Annotated in this window: 12 protein-coding genes; 3 read left to right on the top strand and 9 right to left on the bottom strand. The window is 56.0% G+C overall.

The genetic code is table 11. The annotated features are described in order from the left end of the window. Positions 1–17 precede the first annotated feature (17 nt). Both DYU11_RS26475 and DYU11_RS26480 read left to right on the top strand, forming a co-directional pair. Positions 18–842, top strand: coding sequence for a sterol desaturase family protein (locus DYU11_RS26475; protein ID WP_119670753.1), 825 nt, complete (start codon positions 18–20; stop codon positions 840–842). Positions 843–1,083: 241 nt separating this feature from the next. Continuing rightward, a complete protein-coding gene (locus tag DYU11_RS26480; RefSeq protein WP_229366060.1) occupies positions 1,084–1,440 on the top strand; it encodes a DUF6970 domain-containing protein in 357 nt (118 codons plus the stop codon). 63 nt (positions 1,441–1,503) lie between these two features. Here the strand turns inward: DYU11_RS26480 and DYU11_RS26485 are convergent, their stop codons facing one another. The 9 genes from DYU11_RS26485 to DYU11_RS26525 all read right to left on the bottom strand — a co-directional run bounded on the left by DYU11_RS26485 (position 1,504) and on the right by DYU11_RS26525 (position 18,551). Continuing rightward, positions 1,504–3,858 carry a TonB-dependent receptor gene (locus tag DYU11_RS26485; RefSeq protein WP_119670754.1) on the bottom strand — a complete coding sequence of 785 codons (2,355 nt, stop codon included), beginning with the start codon at positions 3,856–3,858 and terminating at the stop codon, positions 1,504–1,506. A 207-nt stretch (positions 3,859–4,065) separates the two neighbouring features. After that, entirely contained in the window at positions 4,066–6,072 is a 2,007-nt protein-coding gene (locus DYU11_RS26490) for a secretin and TonB N-terminal domain-containing protein (protein WP_119670755.1), read from the bottom strand. Between the two features lie 65 nt (positions 6,073–6,137). Further along, positions 6,138–7,277, bottom strand: coding sequence for a FecR family protein (locus tag DYU11_RS26495; protein ID WP_119670756.1), 1,140 nt, complete (start codon positions 7,275–7,277; stop codon positions 6,138–6,140). Positions 7,278–7,375: 98 nt separating this feature from the next. Further along, positions 7,376–7,954 carry an RNA polymerase sigma-70 factor gene (locus tag DYU11_RS26500; protein ID WP_119670757.1) on the bottom strand — a complete coding sequence of 193 codons (579 nt, stop codon included), beginning with the start codon at positions 7,952–7,954 and terminating at the stop codon, positions 7,376–7,378. A gap of 171 nt (positions 7,955–8,125) precedes the next feature. Further along, positions 8,126–10,270, bottom strand: a complete 2,145-nt coding sequence (locus tag DYU11_RS26505) for a plastocyanin/azurin family copper-binding protein (RefSeq protein ID WP_119670758.1) — start codon at positions 10,268–10,270, stop codon at positions 8,126–8,128. Between the two features lie 28 nt (positions 10,271–10,298). Then, positions 10,299–12,182 (bottom strand): 3-keto-disaccharide hydrolase, encoded by a 1,884-nt coding sequence (locus DYU11_RS26510; RefSeq protein ID WP_158600367.1) that lies wholly within the window; start codon positions 12,180–12,182, stop codon positions 10,299–10,301. A 159-nt stretch (positions 12,183–12,341) separates the two neighbouring features. Beyond that, entirely contained in the window at positions 12,342–13,571 is a 1,230-nt protein-coding gene (locus DYU11_RS26515; RefSeq protein WP_147368041.1) for a glycan-binding surface protein, read from the bottom strand. 123 nt (positions 13,572–13,694) lie between these two features. Continuing rightward, positions 13,695–15,347, bottom strand: coding sequence for a RagB/SusD family nutrient uptake outer membrane protein (locus DYU11_RS26520; RefSeq protein WP_119670761.1), 1,653 nt, complete (start codon positions 15,345–15,347; stop codon positions 13,695–13,697). A 12-nt stretch (positions 15,348–15,359) separates the two neighbouring features. Beyond that, the gene (locus DYU11_RS26525) at positions 15,360–18,551 is read right to left on the bottom strand and encodes a SusC/RagA family TonB-linked outer membrane protein (RefSeq protein WP_119670762.1); all 3,192 of its coding nucleotides are present in this window, start codon (positions 18,549–18,551) and stop codon (positions 15,360–15,362) included. A 648-nt stretch (positions 18,552–19,199) separates the two neighbouring features. Between DYU11_RS26525 and DYU11_RS26530 the strand changes: the two genes are divergently transcribed. Next, positions 19,200–23,081, top strand: a complete 3,882-nt coding sequence (locus DYU11_RS26530; RefSeq protein WP_119670763.1) for a PAS domain-containing protein — start codon at positions 19,200–19,202, stop codon at positions 23,079–23,081. The last annotated feature ends 43 nt before the right edge of the window (positions 23,082–23,124 follow it).

A 23,124-nucleotide genomic window follows, 5' to 3' on the forward strand; every position in this document is an offset into this window, starting at 1 on the left:
CTTTCTTACTACCAATCATGAAATTTGAGTCAGTGCAAGCTGACGTACAACCGATTGTGTTGTACGCCGTGCCTCTTATTGTCGTTTGCATAGCCCTGGAGTGGTGGCTCACCCGCCACGATGATGACCGGAAATACGATAGCCGGGATTTCAAAGCATCGCTGGGCATTGGGCTGGGGAGCCTGGTAATCAACGGTGTTTTGAAAGCCGCTACGGTCGGCATGAGCTGGTATTTCTATGAGCTGGTCCCCTGGCGGCTGCCAAACACCTGGTGGGTCTGGGTACTGGCGTACCTGAGCATCGACCTTTGCAACTACGTAGCGCATTTCGTAGCGCATAAGCAGCGGGTCTGGTGGGCTACCCACGTCACGCACCATTCATCGGAGCACCTGAACTTCTCGACCTCCTTCCGCAACTCGTGGACGCAGTATCTGAAAATCATTTTCTTTACACCGGTCTGGTGTTCGGGGATCCATCCCGTCATTACGTTTACCTGCTACCAGCTTGATCTGCTCTATCAGTTCTGGATTCATACGGAGGTGATTCCCAAGCTGCCGCGCTGGCTGGAATACGTCTTCGTGACGCCCTCGCACCACCGCGTGCACCACGGTCGCAATCCAAAGTACATCGATAAAAATTTCGGGACAACGTTCATCATCTGGGACCGGCTGTTCGGTACGTTCGAGGAAGAAACCGAGGAACCTGTCTACGGCCTGACCAAGCCGGTAACCTCCTTCAACGTAATCTACCTGAACTTCCACGAGTGGGCCGACATCTGGCGCGACCTCCGCAAAAGCCGCAGTGTCCGCGAAGTAATGACGGTGCTGTTCGGCCCTCCGTGACGATTTTGATGCGACCTTCGTGTAGCCCGTTAACAAAATAGTTTGATTTACATATCTGCAAAGCTGCACAGGAGCGACCTAGTCAAGCGGGTCGCTCCTGTGCAGCTTTCTGCGTTTGCCACGTAGTTTGTTATCGACAGGCCTCATGCCTGGTTTTATAGTTTTTCACATACCGGGTTCAACTTTTGCCTATTATTCTGCGTCTTAATGGCGAAATTGACGTCATTTTTAGCCATACCTCATGAAAAGAATAGCCTATCTACTCGTTGGTCTCATGGCCGTTTCGTTTGGCTGTGACCGTGATCGCCTTCCCAAAGGCACTCCGCAGTGCGTTCGGGACGAAATTGAGAAAATCAAGCAAGCACCCGTTTGGAACCCGCCCCTCAAGGTGTATAGATACTTGTACAAAGGGCAGACCGTTTATTATATCCCTGTTTACCAGTGCTGTGATTTTGCGAGTCAATTGGTGGACGAAAACTGTAATGTCGTATGCTCTCCTGATGGGGGACTCAGCGGCCGGGGCGATGGTCGATGCCCTGATTTTACCGCTACGCGCTCCAACGAAAAGTTAGTCTGGCAGGACACCCGGAAACCATAAACGCGTGGCCGATCAGAGCACTCTGATCGGCCACGCGTTGCCTATGTCCCCGTACGGTATTCGTCAAAATGCGATGCGGTAGCTCAGCACCGGAATCAGGCCGGTCATGTAGCTGGTCTTGAGCTGCCCGGCGCGGGGGTCGTAGTACTGCCCGAAAATGTTCTGGCGATTCGTTACGTTCTGCACATCCAGCGAGAGCGTCCGGGTTGACGAAACGCGGTTTTTCTTCCAGCTCAGGCGAATGTCGGCCCGGAAATAATCCGGCAGTTGTTCCGAGAAAGCCGCCGACTCCACCAGCACGGTCTCCCCTTTCTGCCGCGATGTCTCCAGGTCGACCGGTGTCGTACGGTAGCCACCGTAATACGTCACCTTCACGTTCAGCCCAATCACGCTTTTCCGGAACAAACCCCGGTCGCCTGTGCTGATCTCTTTACCCGCCAGGAAACTGCTCGCGTAGCGGCCGTTGAAGCGCGTATCCCGCCAGATCCTGTCTGAACCCCGGTATTCTGAGTTATACAGCGACGACGACCACAAAAAGTAGAAGTTGTTGTGCAGAAACTGCTCTACGGTCAGCTCCAGGCCGTAGTTCCGCCCAATGCCTTTGTTCGCCAGCCGTTCGGTAGTCAGGCCATCGAAGCTGTTGACCAGGGCGAACGAGTTACGCTTGTCGGCCGAAACAGGGATGTTGAACAGAGATTGGTAGTACGTTTCAGCTTTCACGCGGAGGTGGTCGTTGATGGACCAGTCGTAAGCCAGCACGAGGTGGTGCGACCGAGTAAATCCAAGGTTCTGGTTCAGCGTATTTCCGAGGCTGTCGGTTGTGAAATACGTACCGATGTTTTGTAGCTGGCTGTGCAGTCCATAGCCGGCGCTGATCGATTTGTTCGGCGAAAACGCCCAGCGTATGGAGCCGCGGGGTTCAACGGCATCGGAGTTATTCAGCAGCAGGCGCAGGTAGTGCAGTCCGGCGTTCACCGTCAGCTGATCGGTAATCCGGTAGTTGACCTGCGCGTAGCTCTGAACAGTATAGGTCGAATTCCGGGCCTGAATCTGGCTTTGAAGCACCTGTAAATCAGGGTTCCAGTCCTTACGCGACAGGTCATATACCAACTGCGTACCAATCAATCCGGTACGTACGGTCAGCTTTGGTGAGAATCGGTACGTCAGCGTACTCGACGCAATCCGCTTCTGTACCGTAAACGACTCATTCGTGCGGGCCGATGAAGCATACTGTTCATCCAGGTATTCACTCCGGTACCCCGTCCGGTACGCCGACGCCAGGAATACCGTTTTCAAAAGCGCATTCCGGCCAAAGTTGATGGTGTGCGTCATACCGGCCGCGCCCGTGTTGGCGAAGAACCGGTCGGTATAGCGGTCGAACTCACCCACCCATTTAGTCGAATCCTTCACGGCGTCGGTGTTGCTGGTGCTTAGCCCACCAAACCCAAAGGCCGTAAACGTACCGGCCTTCCCGGCGGGCAGATACACGTTGAACGACAGGTCCTGGAAGATATTCACCGCCGAACCAACCGACACCCCCAGTTTCGACAGCAGCCCCAGCGTCGAATACCGGTAATTGAACAGGTACGATCCGTTGTATTTTTTGGAGAACGGCCCCTCGCTGGATACGTCGACGCCCAGCAGTCCGACCTGCACCGTATGTTCGCGTTTGGCGTTGTTGCCTTTCCGCAACCGCAGATCGAACACCCCCGACAGCGTGTTGCCGTATTCGGCCGGGAAGGCCCCCGTCATGAAATCGGAGTTAGCCAGCAGCTGGGCGCTCAGGATTGAAATACCACCCCCAGCCGTGCCGAGGTTAGCAAAATGGTTGGGGTTCGGAATTTCAACGCCCTCCATCCGCCAGAGCAGCCCGGTTGGGGAGTTGCCCCGGATCACAATGGTATTGCCGCCGTCGTCGGCCCCCACTACGCCCGCGTAAGCCGTGGCCATCCGGGCCGGGTCGTTTACGGCCGCGGCAAACTTCTGGGTTTCCTCGACGGAAAAGGTTCGGGCACTGACGGCCGCCATCTCGTTCAGCGGCTTATCCTTTTCGATCTGGGGCTTTACGGTTACCTCAGCGACCTGCTGCACGGTTTCTTCAAGGTTGACGGTCAGGACCAGTTCTTTACCGGCATCAACGACGATGTTGGACAGCAGCAAGTCCTTGTACCCCATGAATGAGATCTTCAGGGTTTGTCGCCCAACGGGGACAGCCGCGAGCCGGAACGTACCATCGGGACCGGTGGATGTCCCTCTCAACGGGGTGGAGTTAACGATAACGACAGTAGCCCCGGGGATGGGCGTTTGCAGAACCTGATCGATTACGGCACCCCGAATCGTTTGGGTTAGGGGCTGGCCTTTAGCGACGCCGGCGAGCAGGCCAAAGGCCACTACAAAGAGGGAAGTGTTGACTTTCATGATGCTGTTATTCAGGTTTTTACAGCACTAAGACAGCTTGTTTACAGGTCCCCCCTACGGCAATAAAAAGTATTTTTCCAATAGTTGCAGAAGTATCCGGCACGTTATGAAAAGGCACTTTTTTTACTACGTTAAATTAGCTTTAACGCATTACCCCAAACCAGTACGCCGGACCGGTTTGGGGTAGAATAAAAGCGAAGACAAAAGTTACCGGCTGCAGATCCGCAGGGCTGCGTGGAAGCCAACCCAACCCGCGTTGTAATTGCCAAACGTATCGAACCGATCCGTGAAGAGCGGCACATCGATGACCCGGCCGGGCTTGGTCGTTTCGTTTTGGCTGACGAACCAGTTCGCCGTAGGGCCGACCGCGAGGGCAAGGCCCGGGGTGAGTTTTTTCTCGATACCCATGCTTAGGCGGTACAGCTGACTACCCTCATCGAAGAAAGCCCAGCCGGTCGGCAGGCGGTAATTACCGGTCAGATCGAAGTTGAGCATCCAACCCCGCTGCAGGTTAATAGCTGATCCCAGACCGTACCCAAAGCTCCACGACGGCCGATCAGCATCCTCCAGATTGGACCCGGCGGTGAAAATGTTATAAAAGGCCGCCTTACCGGTTTTGAACGTCAGGTTGGCCCGGTTTACTTCATCCGTAGAAACCTCTAACCGACGGTACCCATTTTTCTGGACCCAGCTTAGCAGGCCAATCGGTACGTTTCTGGACGAGCCCGAGACGTTGAACAGACCAATCTGGGTGCCGCTGGTGACGCTTTTGGCTGAGTTGAAAAAACCGGCAATCTGCCACCCCTGAATGCCTTTACCCGCTACGTTGAAAAAGCCCGACAGTTGCAGGCCGGTCGCTTCGGCCGCGGCTACGTTGCCGAAACCCGCGATTTGTGCACCCCGTTGCCGTTGCGCAGCCAGATTAAAAAAACCGGCTACCTGGACGGCATCAACTTCCCGGGCACCAATGTTAGCGAACCCGGCTACCTGTACGCCCCGTACATTACGAGCCGTCACGTTGCCGAAACCCGCTACCTGCACCCCATCCGGCAGCCCCCCCAGCGTTACGTTGCCAAAGCCGGCCACCTGTACGCCATGCATATCGTCGCCAATGGCATTGCCGAACCCAGCTACCTGCACCCCATGCACCGTTGTACGAACGGCGTTACCGAAGCCGGCTACCTGCACCCCATCCATCCGCTCACCAACTACGTTGCCGAAGCCGGCCACCTGTACGCCCGTTACCTCGCCCCGAACCCCGTTCAGGAAACCGCCTACCTCTACGCCCGTATTACCGAGTGAGTAGCCGCCCAGAATGTTGAACGACGTCCGGTTAATCACCCGGGCGCTCAGCTTTCCATTGGTGCCCACAAACGGCAAAAAGCTGATCTGTACGTCGCGGTAGAGCGTATCGCCGACGAGGTTGGCTTCGTGAATTTCCGATTTGGTCGACATGAACCAGTCGGTCAGGCGCTGTTTACCCCGCTGCCAGGCCGATATTTTAGGGGTCTGACTGGTATCGGCCGAGGCCAGTAAAATCGGCTGGATAGGCTGCTGCACCGCCACGGCGATGCGACGGGTCGTATCGACCGACTGCCGGATGGTGAGCGGCTGAACGGTCCGGCTCAGGGGCGACGGTTCGAGCCGGATGTTGAGCGTGTGCGACTGCCGCGATGTTACCCGCACCGTTTCCCCCACGTAGTTCTGCTTACGAACCTGGAGTTGCAGCGTCGGCAGCTCGGTAGGCAGCTTGATCCGGTAGTAGCCGTAGGGATTGCTGATGGCTGATGCCAGCGTGGTCTTTTCAAAAACACTGGCCTGCCCAATCTTCTGACCGGTAGCCTGGTCCAGGATGTAGCCGTCGAGATAGAAATTTTTGGGGCGGTCGTCGACCTCCGGGAGTTCGGCCCGGATCAGGATGATGTAATTCCCCCGCGCCTTGTACGTGACCGAGCCGCGAAACAGTTGATTCAGCGCGTCGCGGACCGTACTGTTCGACACCCGCAGCGACACAAGGCTGCCTTCATTGATCACCGAAGGGCTATACGAAAAATTTAACTGCCCTTCGCGGCCGATTATGTTCAACGCCCGATCCAGGCGCTCATTACTGATCGACAAGGTAATGGTTCGCTCCAGCGGTGGCGTAGGCTTAGCCGAACAAACGACGACGAGCAGCCAGCCAAGAAAAACCAGTACGTAACGGTGAATGTACATAGCAATTGATGCGTTTGTCGATAAGACAGCCCTTGCCGCATTTCCCCCTATCAACAGCACAAAAATTACTGCGGGCAGCCTGTGCCTTCAATGATAAACCGATCGCCTTCCCGCCGAACGCGCAGCCCCATTGTTTCGGACACTACGTACACGACGGTTTCGACCGTGTCGTAATTTTCAAAACCGGTATTGGCGTACAAGCAGTTGTTTAACTGAGCGTTAGCCAGCCGAACGTCCGCCCGGTAGACCTCATTGATTGTCTGAACGACTTCACTCAGGGGCGTTCCTTTAAACGCCAGCCGCCCCGTTCGGTAGGCAAACACATTGGGATCGACCCTGACTAATTTCCGGATTGTATCGGCCCGGCTATCAAACGTAGCCTGCTCGTTCTTAACGAGCGTTACTTCTTTCTTCTTCGCGGCAAACAACACCTTACCCGTCCGGACAGCCACGCGTACGTTGCTGTCGTAGGCCCGCACACTGAACGACGTACCCAACACCTGCACCGTGGCCTGACCGGCCTGGATACGGAATGGCTTCGACGGATCGGGCTTCACTTCAAAGAAGGCCTCTCCGGTAAGTACCACCTCGCGGCTGTCGTCGGCAAACGTCTGCGGATAACTCAGCTTACTCCCCCGGTTCAACCACACCTTCGAGCCGTCGGGCAGTGTCTTTTCTACGGTCTTGCCCGTTGAGGTAACGGCCAGTTGCGGCACTGCCACCGGCTCGGTCTGCTGGTTTTTGAGCAGGAACCAGCCCAGGCCCGACACCAGCACGAGCGCGGCCGCAATCTGCCAGTACCGGCTCCAGAGCGGACGGGCAAGCTGAGTATCCGATGGCAGCGGTCTGACAACGGGTTGGTTGCTTTCCGGGGCCGCTTCGTCTTTTTCGTCGGGCCGAACGACCGTAAAAGGAGCCGGGGCCGACACCGTACTGCTGCCAGTCTGCATCCGGCTTCGCATCTTCTGCCAGGCGGCATCCGTATCGACCGGTGCTTTGCGCTCTTCCGATGGCGGTTTGAGCTGGGCGGCTGTTTCCCAGATCCGCTCGAACCGCTCAAACTCCTTCTGGTTATCGACTTCGGCGGACGGATCGCGCTGGCTCAGCCACAGGCGCACCCGCTCGGACTCGTCGGGGTTAGTCTCCCCGGCGAGGTACTTGCCGATCAGGCTGTCATCTATTGGCTGTCCGTACTCGTTCGCCATCGTTTTTAGGTTAGTTTGTGGTTCGTAGTTTGTGGTTTGTAGTTGCTCCGCACGGATTAACTACAAACCACAAACTACGAACCACAAACGTCTGTAACTTATTCATACATCCGTATCCCCAACAACATGATCACCGGCAGGTATTCGGCCAGTTCTGTCCGCAGGATACGGAGCGCCTTACCAATCTGGTTTTCCACCGTTTTGATGGACAGACCCAGCCGGTCGGCAATTTCCTGGTACTTCAGCTCCTCAAACCGACTCATCATAAAAATCAGCCGGCACTGCTCGGGCAAAACCTGTATGGCATCGTGCAGACGTTCCGACAGCTCGTTGGCCATCAGCACCTGCGCCGGCGCTTCGTACGACTGGTTCAGCTCGGCCTCCACGTGGTTCCGGTGTTCGGCCTGAACAGCCAGGTGTTTGATCCGGTTCAGACACCGGTTGTGCACCGCCCGGTAGAGGTACGACTTCAGCGACGTATTGATTTCCAGCGCGTCCCGTTTCTCCCAGATGACCATAAAAACCGCCTGCACCACCTCCTCGGTATCGTCCCAGTCTTTCAGGAACGAGTAGCCATACTGGCAAAGCGGGTTGTAATGCTGCCGAAACACGGCCTCAAACATCCGCTCGTCGCCAAGTTGTATGGCAGACAGTATTTCCTGATCAGATAGTTGCACTGGGTGGTTGAAAGACTGATTTCCGATGCAAATCTATCATACTTCTGTCGATGAACATACGCTCTCATCCATCAAGACAGCCGAACACGCTTATCCCCCTATTCAACGGTAAATATTTTTACACTTTTTTAGTGTATTTCTCAGGCGGCCGGGGGTTCGGAGGGGCGCCAGCTACCGGACTACGTTCATAATGCCCTGCATGACGTAGAAGTGGCCGGGCACCGAGCACTCGTACATATAAGCGCCGGGTTTGTCGGGCGCGACGAAGTAGATGGTTTCGTTCGTATTCGGCTGAAGCAGATTGGTGTGGTATAACACCTTATCGGTCTGCGGAATGTAATGTTTCTCCTGACCTTCCAGCCCTAACTTCATCGCCAGTTCGCCAACCTGAATGGCAGAGCCCGGGGCCACGACAACGAAATTATGCAGCATGTCATCCTCGTTGTTGAACACGACCCGCACCTTACTGCCTGCTTTCACCTGAAACTGCTCCGGTGCAAACTTAAGACCGGGTTTAGTGCCCATGTTGATGGTATAATCGGGCTCACCCCACGACGCAGGCATATCCGTGATACGTTTGGCCGTTGTAGCTACCGTCGGCTTCGCGGTGCGTTTGGCCGTTGTTTTGGATTTTGAAGTCGTTGGGGCCGTCGATGCGGCAGACGCCATGGCCGAATGGTCATGCATCGGAGCCGTACGGGTAATCGCTAATTTTTCGCCCTCGGGCTGGTTGTTCAGCGTGTAGTAACCGACGTTGTGCAGCAAAGACCGGCCGCTGGCCGCCCGGACACCATCGGTCGTGATCTCATGAATGTAGCCCAATCGCAGACTATCAACCACCAGTCGGGCTTTCAGACCATCCGGCGAAACAACTACGCCACGGATAGGGCAATTGCCCCGGTTAATTACGGGACTGCCATACGTAGCGTGGTATTTATAGTTGAAGCCGGTGATCTTGTACGACGCCGGGTCAGCCGCCAGGTCCCGGTCAACCGGCTCGGTGTACTCAATCTCAAAGCCGTCGGGCGTAGCGCGGATGGTTTTCATTTCAAACGGTACTTTCCCCGTCCAGACCACCCGTTGCAGACTGTACAGTTCTTTACCCGTTGAGGACCACCCCCGACTCGTCATACCCACGAACATGGATGCGTCGTGGCCCCAGACCATCCGCAGAATACCCGATGAAAATCCGTCGCGGAAGGGAAACACAACACCCTGATACTCGCCTTTCACGCGCTCCAGATCGACGCGCATGATCTTGCTCTGACCCTGATCGCCAACGAACAGCTGATTCGCAAACGGCCCGAACCTGCCGCTCGTGTTGTCGTTCAGCAATCCGGACGTAGAGATGCCCAGGATTCCGTGAGGTAGCCAGACGGCGGGGGCTTTCAGGTCAGGGAGCCGCTTCGCTACGTCGTACAGGGGTTCGCCGGTGTTCGGTACGTCCTGGGGTTTCAGCGTCAGGGGCGAGCCGGGCAGGCCCGTCCAGCGAAGACTTTCGGCGTTACCGAGAAAATCGCCTTTCTCGACCTGCGAAATCCGGCCTGAGCCGACCCAGTCGCCCTGGTTCTCGGTGTAGAAAAAGTCGCCGGCTGCGTTCATGCCATAGCCCGCGGGCGAGCGCATGCCCGCTGCAAACGGCGTCATATTGCCGTCTGGAGTAATTTCCAGCGTCCAGCCGCGCCAGGGCGCCAGGCTAACCCCATGCCCCAGGCTGTTGCTCCATCCGACGTTGAGCGTAACGAGCATGTTGCCGTTAGGCAGGAACGTGGGACCGTATGAGTATTCGTGGTAATTGCCCGATAGCGGCCAGGCATACACCTTGTCGTAGGCATCAGCGCGGCCGTCGCCGTTGGTATCGCGCAGTCGGGTGATCTCGCTCCGCTGGGTAACGTAGATGTCGCCGTCCTTATACGCCAGCCCCAGCGGCTCGTGGAGACCGTATGCAAAGCGTTTGTAGGTCGGCCGCTGGTTACCGCTGATGGATGGGTTCGATACGATCCAGACTTCACCCCGGCGCGTACAGACGGCCAGACTACCATCCGGCAGGGTAGCCATGCCGCCGACTTCGAGGATGACGTTTTCAGGAACGGGCAGCGAAATGATTGTATAATAATCATCCTCTTTCTGCGGCACATCGTCAGCTTTGGCCAGTCCCTTCGGTGCCGGGGCGGGTTGTTTACTGCCCGAACTGACCGGGGCACTGGTCTTCGGCTGAATCTGCGCCCAGGCGGGTAAGCTACCGACGAGTAAAAGACCTGACGCGACCAGAGCGGTTTTCGCCAGTTTCTGTATGTTAGGCTGAGATAAGTTCATGATACTTGTTATTCAGAACGTTGCGTGCTTACCAGACAATTGAATAGGTCACAACACCCCCGTTGTCTTTACCTTTTACCGGAAGCAGTAGCTCTTTGGTATTTCTGGCCGTGGACCGAATGACCGGCTTCTGGTTGGTGGGTAGCTCAATAAAATACTGTTTGTCGTTGATGGCGTATAAACCATTTGGCAACTCCGTAATATCACGGCCTTCGGCTACGCGGCACCAGATTTCACCCGGGGCCTGCCCCGTCGACGTAACGATAAAGCGGTGCGCCAGTTTCCGACCACCGTCTTCCGGCTCGAACGATTCCCGGACGTTGACACTACCCAGGGTGTACTTGAAAACGGGACGTCCTGCCGGATCAACATCGTAACCCAGGTTGTTGTACGTAGCGTTTGAGTCTGGCCAGGCCGAATGTTGGTCCGTCATTACCGCCAGCGAGGGCTTTCCCGACAGTTCAATCACACTGCCCAGCGGTACCGACAACTGCGTTTCGCCCCGGCCGTACCACATGGGAGTCGTTTCCAGAAAACCGCCCCGCCAGATTTGCAGCAACTCGCCTTTTTGTAAATCGACCGTGTAGTTGGCCGCGCCCGGTTCGCCAACGGAGATTGTATGCGTGTGCTTTCGGCCCCGGTGGTTCACAAAACCGCGCTGCATAATCGGTTCACCTTCGGTTTGTAACGTAATGGCGCCGACCGGATCTTCGACCCGCACCGGAGCCGCCAGCGCCGTATAGGCGACACCGGGGCCTTCAACGGCCAGGGTAATGTCGTTGCTGCGGGCGTACCATAATCCAAAATTCTTGTAGTACGTCAGAACCACGGGATGATCGCCGGCTTCGAGGTTCACAATGGCCGAAGCGGTACCGCCGTTACGACCGTCGACCCCAATCGTTTTACCTCCGATGGTCAGCTCGCCCGCACCGTTTGGATTGGCCGGGTTGGTTTCGGCGGGAATCCAGGCAAAATTCAGGCTGATCAGATACTGCCCCGACTTGGGCAGGTGCAGGAGACCGGTGATCTTTCCCCCAAAATTGTCTTTGTTGCCGGGAGCCAGATGCGCCAGCACATCAATGGCCATCTCGCGCCTGGGAGTCATGGAACTAAGGTCTGCCGGCGATTTAAACTTGCCCTCATACGCGCTCAGCTTCAGGTTGGTCAGGGTCGCGGGTTCGGTACCGTACGCTTTGTAGCGAATGTTCCGGATCGCCACCGGTCCGTGATCACCCTGGATCATGAGCGGCCCGGTAGGTTGTTCATCCTGAAAAGCAGCCGCCCGGGTCGGGCCGGTTACGTCAATGTTTTCGTGGATGGTGACGCCGTTCAGCATGACTTTCTCAAAACGGGCGTTTTGGATTTTTGTACCGGCCGGGTTGAAGCGTGGCGCCCGGAAAACAACGGTCAGGTGCTGCCACAAACCGGGCGCTTTGCTGACATTCTGCGCAGGCGCATGGCCCTCATAGCCTTTGCGTCCTTCGGGACGGCTGTCGTCCCAGCGTTCGTAAATGGCCCCGCAGTCGGCTGAGGTTGGATTCTTGACGCCCCAGCTGTCGAACAACTGGATTTCGTACCGGCCCTGCAGGTACACACCGGCGTTGGACCCTTTATCCATCATGAAATCCAGGTCCAGCTCTATGTCCCCGTGTTCCATTTTGGTGATGATGTGCCCGTTGCTTTTGCCGGACAAGTCGTTGACCAGTATACCCGTTCCCGGTTTTAAACTGCCTTTGCCGGCCTTGTTCAGATCATAAAATACATCACCGGCCAGCTTCCAGTTACGGCCCGTGGGGGTAAACTCATTGAAGCTTTGCAGATTAAGTACGGAGGAAGGGACTTCACTGGACTGAGCCGATACCGGTAAGCCCGGCATCAGAAATAAGAAGAGAAACCATTGAAAACGTATCATAGGCAAGTAAAACGAAATAACGTCTGGGAACAAGTGATCGCTATAAATACCCAGAATGCTCCCGGAAACCAGGAGCATTCTGGGCTACTGCGCTGAACGCAAGCAGGAATCGGTAAGGGCAGGAATAGCCAACGTAGGATAGTAGCCGGCTGGCAAAATTTACTTAACCGCTTTGTTTGAAACAACCCGGATGTTGTCGACACCAATCGACACTTCACCCATCCCGTCGGTATCGGCCACCAGCATCATCTGGAACTGATTTTTACCCGCGGCCCCCAGCAACGCTTCCAGCGATGGCGCTGCGTCGCCGGTGCCGTTGGACGTTCTGAACTCCGAAAGCGGTATGGTTACGGTTTGCCAGCCGGTCGTCTGGAAGTCAACCGAAGCCGTACCAATTTTCCAGGGTGTGTACCGATACGTATAGCTGTTCGGTTTTGCATCCCGGTTGGGGGTAATCAGCATGGTGCCGGTTTTCCAGGGCGTTTTGACAAAAATTTCAAACTTCAGGGCGTAGTCGCTGACCGGCGCTTTCAGGTTAGCCGGCGCAATCCACTGGGTTTCGTTTACGTTGATCGACCGGCCACTGGTCCACCACTCGCTATTGCCGCCCACGATGCCTTTGACCGACAGGTAACCGAAACTGCCTTTGTTGCCCGGAAAGAGCGTGGCATCTTTACTGGCCGTACCCGACCAGCCCGCGAAGGTATTGACATCGTCGAAGTTACACAGCACCCCCGGCCCCGTTACGTAGTTGATCGGCGCGGGTGTCGTCGTCGTGCCAAACGTAGCCACGATCGACAACGGTCCGCTCTGGGTCATGTTGGCCGGCACGCGTACCCGGATTAGCGTACCTTCTCTGTTCGGTCTGAATCTGGTTGAATCAACTTCCAGATTGCCCGGAAAAACGATTTTGCTGACCCCAAAGAAGTTAGCCCCCGCGATGGTGATCGAGTCGCCGGGACTGGCATTTTCGTTTGAAATGCTGGCAATAACCGGGGGCGCCTGCACGACCGTGAAATCGAACGTACCTTCGCCGTGGGTCGTCACGATCCGGACTTTATTCGACACTTTCGGGGCAGTTACGGCCGTTGGCGTTTGTGCCGGAATCGTGATGATCAGGTTCTCGGCCGTATTATACACCGGGTTGAACGCAGCCGGAAAGTCGTTAAAATAGACATTGACGGCATTGTTCAGGTTTTTACCCTGGATGACCAGCAGCGTTCCGGGAACAGCCGCCGTGAACGTACTGTCTTTTTTGATTGGGTCGAGCAGCCGGAATCGTTCAACGACCGGTGGGGCATTGACCTCGTCTTGCTGGCAGCCCGACAGCCAGGATAGGCAGCCCAGAATGGCCAGCAGGGGCAATAGGCGTACTTTATAGTTTTTCATGGGTGAATTCTGGTTTGTTACTTTACCCCCAACCCCCTGACGGGCGGACGGCCGCTGCCGGGCTAAACCTATCCGGCTCAAAAGCCCGTCCGCCCGTCAGGGGGTTGGGGGTAACAGGTATCATTACATCTTGCTGAAGTCAAACGGTACAGGTGGCTTGCGCAGGTTCGGCGCTTTCGTCAGTTCAATGTCCGGATACGGCACAAAGAAGCTGGCGTCAGTGACCGGGTAGTTCGTGGGCGTAGCTGCGTAGGTGATGTTCCATTGCCGCGTCCTGCTGTTGGCTATCGGCGTAACGGTGTAGTTGGCTTTGTCCATCTTGCTCAGCATATCCTTCGCTTTGGTCGGATTGAAGTAGTATAACCGCACGAATTCATACCACTGTACCCCTTCCATGGCGCATTCGATGCGTTTCTCTTTGAAGATGTCGTCGAACGTGATGCTTGTTTTCGGAGCCAGCCTGGCCCGGGTCCGAACGGCGTTGAAATAACGCAGCGCTTCGGCATCGCTGGTCGATGCGGCATTCCCCATGATCGCTTCGGCGTAAATCAGATACACCTCCGCCAGCCGCAGCATATAGCTGTTGATCTCCGTGTGCATGAAGCTCACCTTGCCGTCGTTGTCCATCGGCAGGCCCACCACGTATTTCTTCACGTTAGCCCGGTTTGTGTTGGTCAGCGGCACAACCAGTTCCTGCGTAAGCTGCTTGCCGGGGTTAGCCGGGTCAGGTACCAGTTGGTGGATGTACTTGTAGTGATCGCCGGGGAACATGAACGTCGCTTTCCGGCGAATCGAATCAGCAGGCTCGTAGGCTTTCAGGATGTCGGCCGTTGCGCCGTGGTCGATACCCCAGCCGTCGCTGAAACCGGTGATGGACGAATTAAACGCGAGGTACGACTGCATGGTGTTCTGCGTACCCCACTGCGGACCGTTCCACACCCACTGAAGCGCGAACAGGCTTTCGGGGTTGTTGTTGTTCCTGGTCATGAACAGATCCTCGTAGTTCGGCATGAGCGACGCCCCGCTGTTCTTGATGACGTCACCGGCGTAGTAACGGGCGCTGTCCAGGTCACTCTGCGAGCGATTGCCTTCTGTCTTGCCCAGACCAGCGCGGGTCAGAAACATTTTGGCCAGCATACCTTCCGCCGACCACTTCGTCAACCGGCCTTTCTGCACGGGTGTTGCCGGCAGGTTCTGAGCGGCATAGCGGAGATCCCGGATCACGAACTCCCACACGCTTTCGACCGTATTCCGGGCCTGGGTCGTATCGGTCAGCAGTTTGGTATTGTCCGTAATAATAGGTACCGCGCCGTAGTTACGTACCAGATAGGCGTACGCCAGCCCCCGCATGAACCGGGCTTCGGCAATACCGTGCCGCTTGATGTTGTCCGGCACACCGGCATCGGCATACGTGTTGATATTCCGGATGATGGTGTTGCACTGCCCGACGATGTTGTAGAATGACTGCCAGGTCAGGGCCACTTCGGGTTCGCTGGCCGACGTATTGAACCGAACGTGCGACGTCCAGCTGCTGCCCGAAAACAACGTACCGCCCCGGGCGTCGCCGAGGGCAAAAGACGCTTTATCGTTGTAATCGAACCAGACGATGTTGTACAGCGGAGCCGTTCCCATCAATACCTGATCGGCATTTTTGTAGTACGTAGCATCCACCAGGGTATCCAGCGGAAGCCGGTCCAGGAACTCCTTATTACAGCTCGCCATCGTCAGGACGAAAGCGATCAGGGTGATATATCGTGTCAGACTATTCGTTTTCATGTATGCAATGGATTAAAAATCAACGCCTACGCTAACTGTGTACATCCGGGTCAGCGGATAGCGACCGTAATCGACACCAACAACGGACTGAGCCGGGTTTGACCCACTGCCCACGAACGCCCCAACCTCCGGATCATACCCGGTGTATTTGGTAAAGGTGAAGGCGTTCTGTACGCCGGCCGTTACCCGAACGCCCTGCACGACCTTCTGCCGGCTGATGAGCGACTTGGGCAGGTTATAGCCGAGCTGAATGTTTTTCACGCGGATATACGAGCCGTCTTCCACGTAATCCTGCGTAGCCCGGTTGGCATTCCCATTGGCGTCGGAGCCGGTGATCCGCGGCCGGTCGGCGTCAGGGTTGAGCAAAGTCGGATTGGTCGGATCGTCGGACAGTCGAGCGTAATTGGCCGCGCCCGCCAGTAAGCCGCGACCGACGTTGGTACGTCCGGGGTTTTCGTTGCGGAAGCGAACGAAGTTGTAGATCTGGTTGCCGTACGAACTGGTCAGCAGCACAGTCATATCGAAATCGCGGTACGACAGGTTGTTCGTGAAGCCGAACGTCATTTTCGGCCAGGGGTTACCGATGAACGTCTGGTCGCGGGCATCGATGATCTTGTCGCCGTTCAGGTCTTTGTACTTGATGTCGCCTACCCAGGTGCTGTTCGGCGATACGGTATTCCCCGCCGGAATGGCTGAATTATTGATTTCTTCAACCGACTTGAAAATACCTTCCTTCACGTAGCCGAAGAACTGAAAGGCCGGCTGGCCAACCACCGAACGAGCCAGGAAGTTTTCCATGAACCAGTACGGACGGTCGAGGGTAGCCGTTTCGGCGTACAGCTTACTCAGGTTGTTTTTGAAGCCCGATACGTTGAAGTTGCTGGTCCATTTAAATCCGGACCGGTCGATGTTCACCGTGTTCAGCGTAATACCATACCCCCGGTTTTCGAGCGCGCCGATGTTCACCAACGGCGGTCCGATTGAGCCTGAACCGCTCGTACCCATGTAGGTCGGCAGCGGAATGTTCATGATCAGGTTGTCGGTCTTCTTGATGTAGAAGTCGCCTTCGAGCTGAATCCGGTTGCTGAACATGTTCAGGTTGAAACCCAGGTTGTAGGTCATCGTACTTTCCCACTGATACTCCGGATTCGCGTAATTGCGGGCCAGATACCCCGTTCCCCACTGCGTGGCTACCGGTTGCAGGGCCGAAAAATACCCCGTGCTGCCCTGGTTGCCGGTCAGACCCGTTTCAAAGCGGAGCTTCAGTTCGTTGATCTGCGGAACCTGCTTCATAAACGGCTCTTCCGAAATACGCCAGGCCGCCGACACCGAGGGGAAGTACCCCCAGCGCTTGCTCGGCGCAAAACTTGGCGAACCATCGGCCCGGAAAGCCGCCTGCACGATGTACCGGTCATTGTAGGTGTAGTTGACCCGGGCCAGGTACGATTCCATGCCCCATGAGCCTTTGTAGCTGCTGTTGGTTGCGGTTTTGGGATCACCCAGCGGCAACTCGGCAATGTTGTTGGTAACGAACCCCTGAATACCGGCCGAAAGCCCCTCATACGTGCTTTCCTGCGCTTCGTGGCTGGCAATCGCGTTGATGCTGTGCTTGCCAAACTGCGTATCGTACTGCAGCAGCTGGTTCAGGTTCCAGTAGTAATTGTTGCCGCTGCCTTTATTGGCCGAGGCCGTATTGTTGATGATCGTACCCAACTGGTAGGTTGGCGTAAACGTATTGTTGGTGCTGAACTGACCGCTCCCGTTGAACGAGTTGCGGAAGATCAATCCTTTGAACAGGGTGATGTCGGCCGTCACCCCTCCCAGAATGTTGGCGCGGTTGACCCGGTTGTCGATCAGACTAGCAATGGCAATGGGGTTATTTACCGCAAACTGTGGGTTGGTTGGGCCACCCCATGATCCATCCGGATTCCGGAGCGGAATGTTCGGCGACTGTTCGATCGCCAGGTTAATCAGGTCGTTGTTGGTTTGCGTCACCCTGTCTTCCGTTTTGCTCAGGTTCAGGTTACTGCTGATTTTCAACCAGCTGCGGGTTTGATTATCTACGTTCAGGCGGACGGAGTACCGATTGAACGACGAGCCTACCGCAACGCCCTGCTGATCGAAGTATTCGCCGGACAGGTAATACGTTGTCTTGTCGTTGCCACCGCTCAGGCTAAGCTGGTGCTTCAGCAACGGCGCCTGCCGGAACAGTTCGCGCTGCCAGTTTGTGCCTTCGCCCAGCAACGACGGGTCCTGAAATTCCGGAATCGGCGTCTGGCCGCTCAGCTGACGGTACTCATTCACCATCACGGCATACTCCCGCAGGTTCAGTGTAGGCAGCAGCTTAGGCGTATCCTGCAGCGTATACAGGAAATTGTAGTTGATCTTGGTCTGGCCGGCTTTACCACGCTTGGTTGTAATCAACACAACCCCGTTGGTGGCCCGCGATCCGTAGATGGCCGTCGCCGACGGTCCCTGCAGGATTTCCATCGATTCGATGTCGGACGGGTTCAGACCAGCCAGGGGGTTAATTGAACTGGTAACCCCGTAAGAACCACCGGGGGCGCCCTGAATCTGCACCCCATCAATAACGTACAGCGGCTCGTTCGAACCATTGATGGTGTTGATACCCCGGATGTTCACCGAGATGCCACCGCCCGGCTGACCGGTGTTCTGCGTTACGTATACGTTCGCCGAGCGGCCCTGCAACGCCTGCTCCAGGGTGGTGTTGACCGTTTTCTGGATGTCGGCCGACGTAACGCTGGTCTGCGCACTGGACAGGTCGGCCCGTTTGATCTGACCGTACCCGACAACGACCACTTCCTTCAGGTTGGAAACATCTTCCTGCATCGTCACGTTGACCGTTGTGCGGTTACCCGTGGCGACCTCCTGCTTGACGTAGCCGATAAACGAAAAAACCAACGTAGCGTTGGCCGGAGCCTCCAGCGAGTAGGCCCCCTTAGCGTCTGTGTTTGCGCCAATGGACGACCCTTTGACCACAACGCTGACGCCCGGCAACGGCTCATTGTTTGGGGCGGCCGTCACAATTCCCGTTACCCGCTTACGCGTCTGGGCAATACTGTCGGCTCCCGACCAGAACAGGAGCAGGAATGCAAGGGCCAAATAGGTTCCCGCCCGGAAAAGCCTGCTATCAGCTAAGGTACCGTACCCCCGCCTGCGGCTGTACACTTGTGTCATCGACATAAGGTTTTGGGTTGAAAAAACAGAATTAGACTTTGGATAGTGAGTTGATTAAAGGGCTCAACCCGGTTAATGGGTAAGGGATAGGAATAATCGATGTACTAATTGAAGATCGAAAAGGATCAAAGGCTGTGATACAGGTTAATAATTAGACAAAAGCCAGTTTTTATTTGACAAAATTACCAATACGGTAGCCGAAGGGAGGGTATAGCTTGTTTCGGAAAGGGGGTGATTTTGTAAAATGGCTCGGATCAGATGTTTCCGAACGGGGTATAAAATGTTAACATCGACCCGAAGCTTCGAACATTTCTGGCAAGGGCGTCAACCAGTCCCGGCTTTGGCGCGGGTAAAAGCCCTCGCGTTTCATCCGTTCTGCCTACGTTTGTACGATTTAGCTGCGGAGTCACTGCGCCGGGATATGACCGGATCAATCGGAGTTAGGCGGTGTTTTTTTCGCCCTTTTTGAGTGCGGTTTTCGATTAGCCGGGGTTTACTTTCAACCACCGGATGGTCCTTGACAGGTATGGTTTGTTTCAGTTTTTCAGTAATTTACCCTTCGATAGCCTAAACGCCATCGGGATTTTCGGCAGACACGAATGGATCTTGTGACGCTATCGGCTGCCTATTGATTATTTATCTGTACTCAACCCTATGAATACGCAGCGGGACGCCCTGTTGGACCTATCATCGACCCCTTTTCTGGAAACCAACGGGGTAGTTACCCTCAGTGCGCTACGTAGTCCGGATGGGGAGCTCATGGACCTGTGCCTGACGTCGCTACGTGTTCAAACCGGATCAAACTGGCAGGAAGTCCATACGTACGCTCCCGGGCAAAAGCTTTCTGAGCTACTGAAACCGTATAACCTGACCGACGAGCTGACGCTGCTGACCGACCGCTGTGCGGAAGTGATTCAGACCCATCAGCCGGCTAGCCTTCGCCACCGTTTTCAGCGTTCCGGTAAGACCTTTCTTTTCGATCTTTCCATTATTCCGCTGGGCGATGGCGTGCTGATTACGTACACGAACAATTCCCCGGTCGATACCTCGCCTACCCAACCGTCTGCGGTCGACGCCCTGCTCCTGAAGCTATTGGATACAGCCTCGTGCGGTCTGCTCTACAGCCGGGCCCTGCGCAATCAGCAGGGGCGGATTGTCGACTTTCAGGTTGAGCAATGCAACGAGGCTATCTGTCAGATGACCGGCATCCCGCGGCAGCAGATGCTGACCCAGACCATGCTGACCTGCGATCCGCGCGGACTCGACAGCGGTATCCTTGACCGTTGGGCGGAGGTCGTCGAAACGGGCATCCCGCAGGCGTTTGATCATTACTTCGTTGGGCAGGGACGGTGGCTGCAGCAGAAACTGACTCCCTACGACGGTGGCATCCTGGCCAGTTTCGTGGATGTATCGGAGGCCCGGCTGAATAGCTGGGCTGAGTTGCTTGAGCAGGCGTTCGACAATGTTTATACGGGAATTGTTGTGTACCAGGCGGTTCGCGATCAATCGACCGATCCCCAACCCGGCCGCATCGTGGATTTCTACATCCGGCACGTTAACCAAACGGCCGCCCGGATGCGTGGCTTACCAGCCGACCAGATCACCGGCCGGCTGGCGTCCGAACTCTTTCCCGAGCAGAAAACCAAAGGATTATTTGAGCAGTTTGTAGACGTTTGTCAAACGGGCAGGCCAATCCGTACGGAAAAACACTACGCTGATTTTGGTGTATGGGTCGATATTACCATCACTCGTCAGGGCGACGGGGTAGTGGTCACCTTCACGGACGTCAGTGCTCAGAAAGAAGCCGAATTGGCCTCTCAGAAACAAGCCAGCCTGTTGCAGGCCATCGTTGACCGAACCGAGGCCGGTATTACGCTCCTGGAGCCCGTTTATGATGCCTCCGGCACTCTGATGGATTTCCGTATGGTTTTGGTGAATCAGTATGCCGCCCGTACGTATGGCTGGTCCCCTCAGGAACTTACGGATGGTCGCCCAGTTGGCCATTTTATGGCTGGCTGGCAGCAAACGGAACGATTCAACGTACATAAACAGGTGCTGGAGACCGGCGAGGTGCACTCAACGGTCCTTTATCAGGACAACTACGGCATTCGGGGCTGGTTTGAAATAACCCTGAGCCGATTTGACAACCGGTTGCTGCATACCCTCGTCGACATAACGGCGGTTCGGCAGGCCGAAGAACGCCAGCGGGAACAGTCTCGACTGCACCAGACCGTTATAGACAACATTCAGGCGGGGGTAGTGCTGCTTGATGCCGTACGAGACCCGGACACTACCGGCCAGCCGGGGGCCATTGTCGATTTCCGGTATCGGCTAACCAACGAGGTCAATGCCCGACAGGGTGGCAAAACCGTTGACGAGCTAAGCGGTCGCCTGGTCGGGGACATATTTCCAGGCTGGCAGCAAACGGAGCTGTTTCCGCGGATGGTGCAGGTGCTGGAAACCGGCGAACCACAGAACAACGTTGGCCCTTACACCCATTACGGCTGGAATGGCTGGTTTGACGGCTCTTACAATAAGATAGGGGATAGTCTTCTGTATACCTACGTCGACGTGACCCGCCTGAAAGAATCCGAACTCAACGCCCGCCGGAAACAGGAACTACTCGACAGCATTCTGAACGTTTCGCCAACGGCGATTCTTGCCTGCGAGGCCATTCATGACCCCGTCGACGGACGCCTTATCGACTACCGATACGTAGCGGCCAACTCGGTGGCGGCCCGGTTGTCCGGGCGTTCGCAGGACGAAATCATCGGCCAAACGGTAACCGCCTTATTCCCGTCTTCGGAAGAAACCGAGTTTCTGACCTACTGGCAGCGGGCCTACGAAACAGGCGAGCCGCAGCGGTTCGAGACGTTCTACGCGGCAGAGGGCGTTCAGGGCTGGTACGACATGACCGTAGTCCGCTGGGGAACCGGGCTGGTTATCGTCGGCTCCAACGTAACGGAAACGCGCAAAGCCCAGGAAGAGAAAAAATACCAGGCCGATACGTTCCAGGCAATGCTGGCTTCGATGCTGCATGGTATGTCGATCTTCCAGGTTATTCGCGATGAGCATGGGAAGCTCGTAGATCTGGTCTACGAATACGTGAGTGAGCAAATTTTACGGGACACCGGTCTGACCCGCAATGAGTTAGTTGGCCAGCGGATTCTGACGCTCTTCCCGGGGGTCAGACAATCACAGTTCTGGCCGGCCTACGAAGCCATGCAGGAAGTTAACGAGCCGCAGCAATTTGAAGATCATTACAACCACGATGGTATAGATAATTACGTCATGGGGCAGGTTGTGTGGATCGACGCCGACCGGCTGGTTATGACGTATCAGATTCTGAACGATCTCAAACGCGCGCAGAAACAGACCGAAGAGCAGGCTAAGCTGCTGCGCTCAGTACTCGACGGTTCGCAGAATGGTATCATCGCGTTTGATGCCGTTCGTAACGAGGAAGGCACCATTGTCGACTTCCGCTACGTACTCCAGAACGAAGCAAACCGCCAGCGGGTGGGCCGTACCGACCAACAGCTGATTGGCCACACCATGCGGGAGTTCTTCCCCGACGTAGCTGAGAACGGGCTGCTGAACCAGTACGCGCAGGTCGTTGACACCGGCCGGCCGTTCCGCCAGGATCTCGAATACGACTACGGGCGCGGACTGGGCTGGTATAACATCTCGGTGGTCAAACGTGGCGATGGCATGGTCCTGACGGTTATGGATAAAACCGCCGAGAAACGGGCGGAAGAAAGCATGCGTAGCTCCCAGCGCCAGCTCGAAGCCGCCAACGAAGAACTGAGCCAGTCGAACGAAAACCTGCAGTCGTTTGCCTATGTTGCCAGCCACGACCTGCAGGAGCCGCTGCGCAAGATTCAGTCCTTCGGGGATTTGCTGATCGAACAGTATGCGCCCCTCCTGCCAGCAGAAGGTGCCGACCTGATCCGTCGCATGCAGACTGCATCAGCCAGAATGTCTGATCTGATTCGCGATATTCTGGCTTATTCGCGCATCACCACCCACGGTCTGCCTTTTGTTCCCGTACAGCTCGACACTGTGTTGCGGGAAATTCAGGCAGACCTCTCCCAGCGCATCGTTCAGACGGGCGCTCTGATAGACATTGGTTCCTTACCCACGGTGCAGGGAGACCGTAGCCAGCTCTGGCAGCTTTTCAGTAACTTACTGTCCAACGCGCTGAAGTTCATTCAGCCGGGGCAGGTTCCCCAAATTACCGTACGTGCCCAACACCTGACGAATGACGAGGCTCCTGACGCTTTACGGAATCGCCAGGAAGGCAGCTGGTGGGCCATCAGCGTACAGGACAACGGAATTGGTTTCGACGAAAAGTACCTGGAGCGCATCTTCCAGGTGTTTCAGCGGCTGCATGGCAAGAAACAGTATCCGGGTAGTGGAATCGGGCTTGCCATCTGCAAACGGGTCGCCGAACGCCACGGGGGGATGCTGACCGCTACCAGCAAACCCGGTCAGGGAGCAACCTTCAAGGTTTACCTGCCGGTAGCCATCAGCGAGTAACCGTCCGCCAACCTTGATGAACTGGCCTTTTTCCTCAAACAGA

The organism is Fibrisoma montanum, from assembly GCF_003583365.1.
GTDB lineage: Bacteria > Bacteroidota > Bacteroidia > Cytophagales > Spirosomataceae > Fibrisoma > Fibrisoma montanum.

What these genes read in the sequence shown, in the direction of transcription:
- DYU11_RS26475 (WP_119670753.1), top strand. Translation starts at nt 18, where the DNA reads ATGAAATTTGAGTCAGTGCAAGCTGACGTACAACCGATTGTGTTGTAC.
- DYU11_RS26480 (WP_229366060.1), top strand. Translation starts at nt 1,084, where the DNA reads ATGAAAAGAATAGCCTATCTACTCGTTGGTCTCATGGCCGTTTCGTTT.
- DYU11_RS26485 (WP_119670754.1), bottom strand. Translation starts at nt 3,858, where the DNA reads ATGAAAGTCAACACTTCCCTCTTTGTAGTGGCCTTTGGCCTGCTCGCC.
- DYU11_RS26490 (WP_119670755.1), bottom strand. Translation starts at nt 6,072, where the DNA reads ATGTACATTCACCGTTACGTACTGGTTTTTCTTGGCTGGCTGCTCGTC.
- DYU11_RS26495 (WP_119670756.1), bottom strand. Translation starts at nt 7,277, where the DNA reads ATGGCGAACGAGTACGGACAGCCAATAGATGACAGCCTGATCGGCAAG.
- DYU11_RS26505 (WP_119670758.1), bottom strand. Translation starts at nt 10,270, where the DNA reads ATGAACTTATCTCAGCCTAACATACAGAAACTGGCGAAAACCGCTCTG.
- DYU11_RS26510 (WP_158600367.1), bottom strand. Translation starts at nt 12,182, where the DNA reads ATGATACGTTTTCAATGGTTTCTCTTCTTATTTCTGATGCCGGGCTTA.
- DYU11_RS26515 (WP_147368041.1), bottom strand. Translation starts at nt 13,571, where the DNA reads ATGAAAAACTATAAAGTACGCCTATTGCCCCTGCTGGCCATTCTGGGC.
- DYU11_RS26520 (WP_119670761.1), bottom strand. Translation starts at nt 15,347, where the DNA reads ATGAAAACGAATAGTCTGACACGATATATCACCCTGATCGCTTTCGTC.
- DYU11_RS26525 (WP_119670762.1), bottom strand. Translation starts at nt 18,551, where the DNA reads ATGTCGATGACACAAGTGTACAGCCGCAGGCGGGGGTACGGTACCTTA.
- DYU11_RS26530 (WP_119670763.1), top strand. Translation starts at nt 19,200, where the DNA reads ATGAATACGCAGCGGGACGCCCTGTTGGACCTATCATCGACCCCTTTT.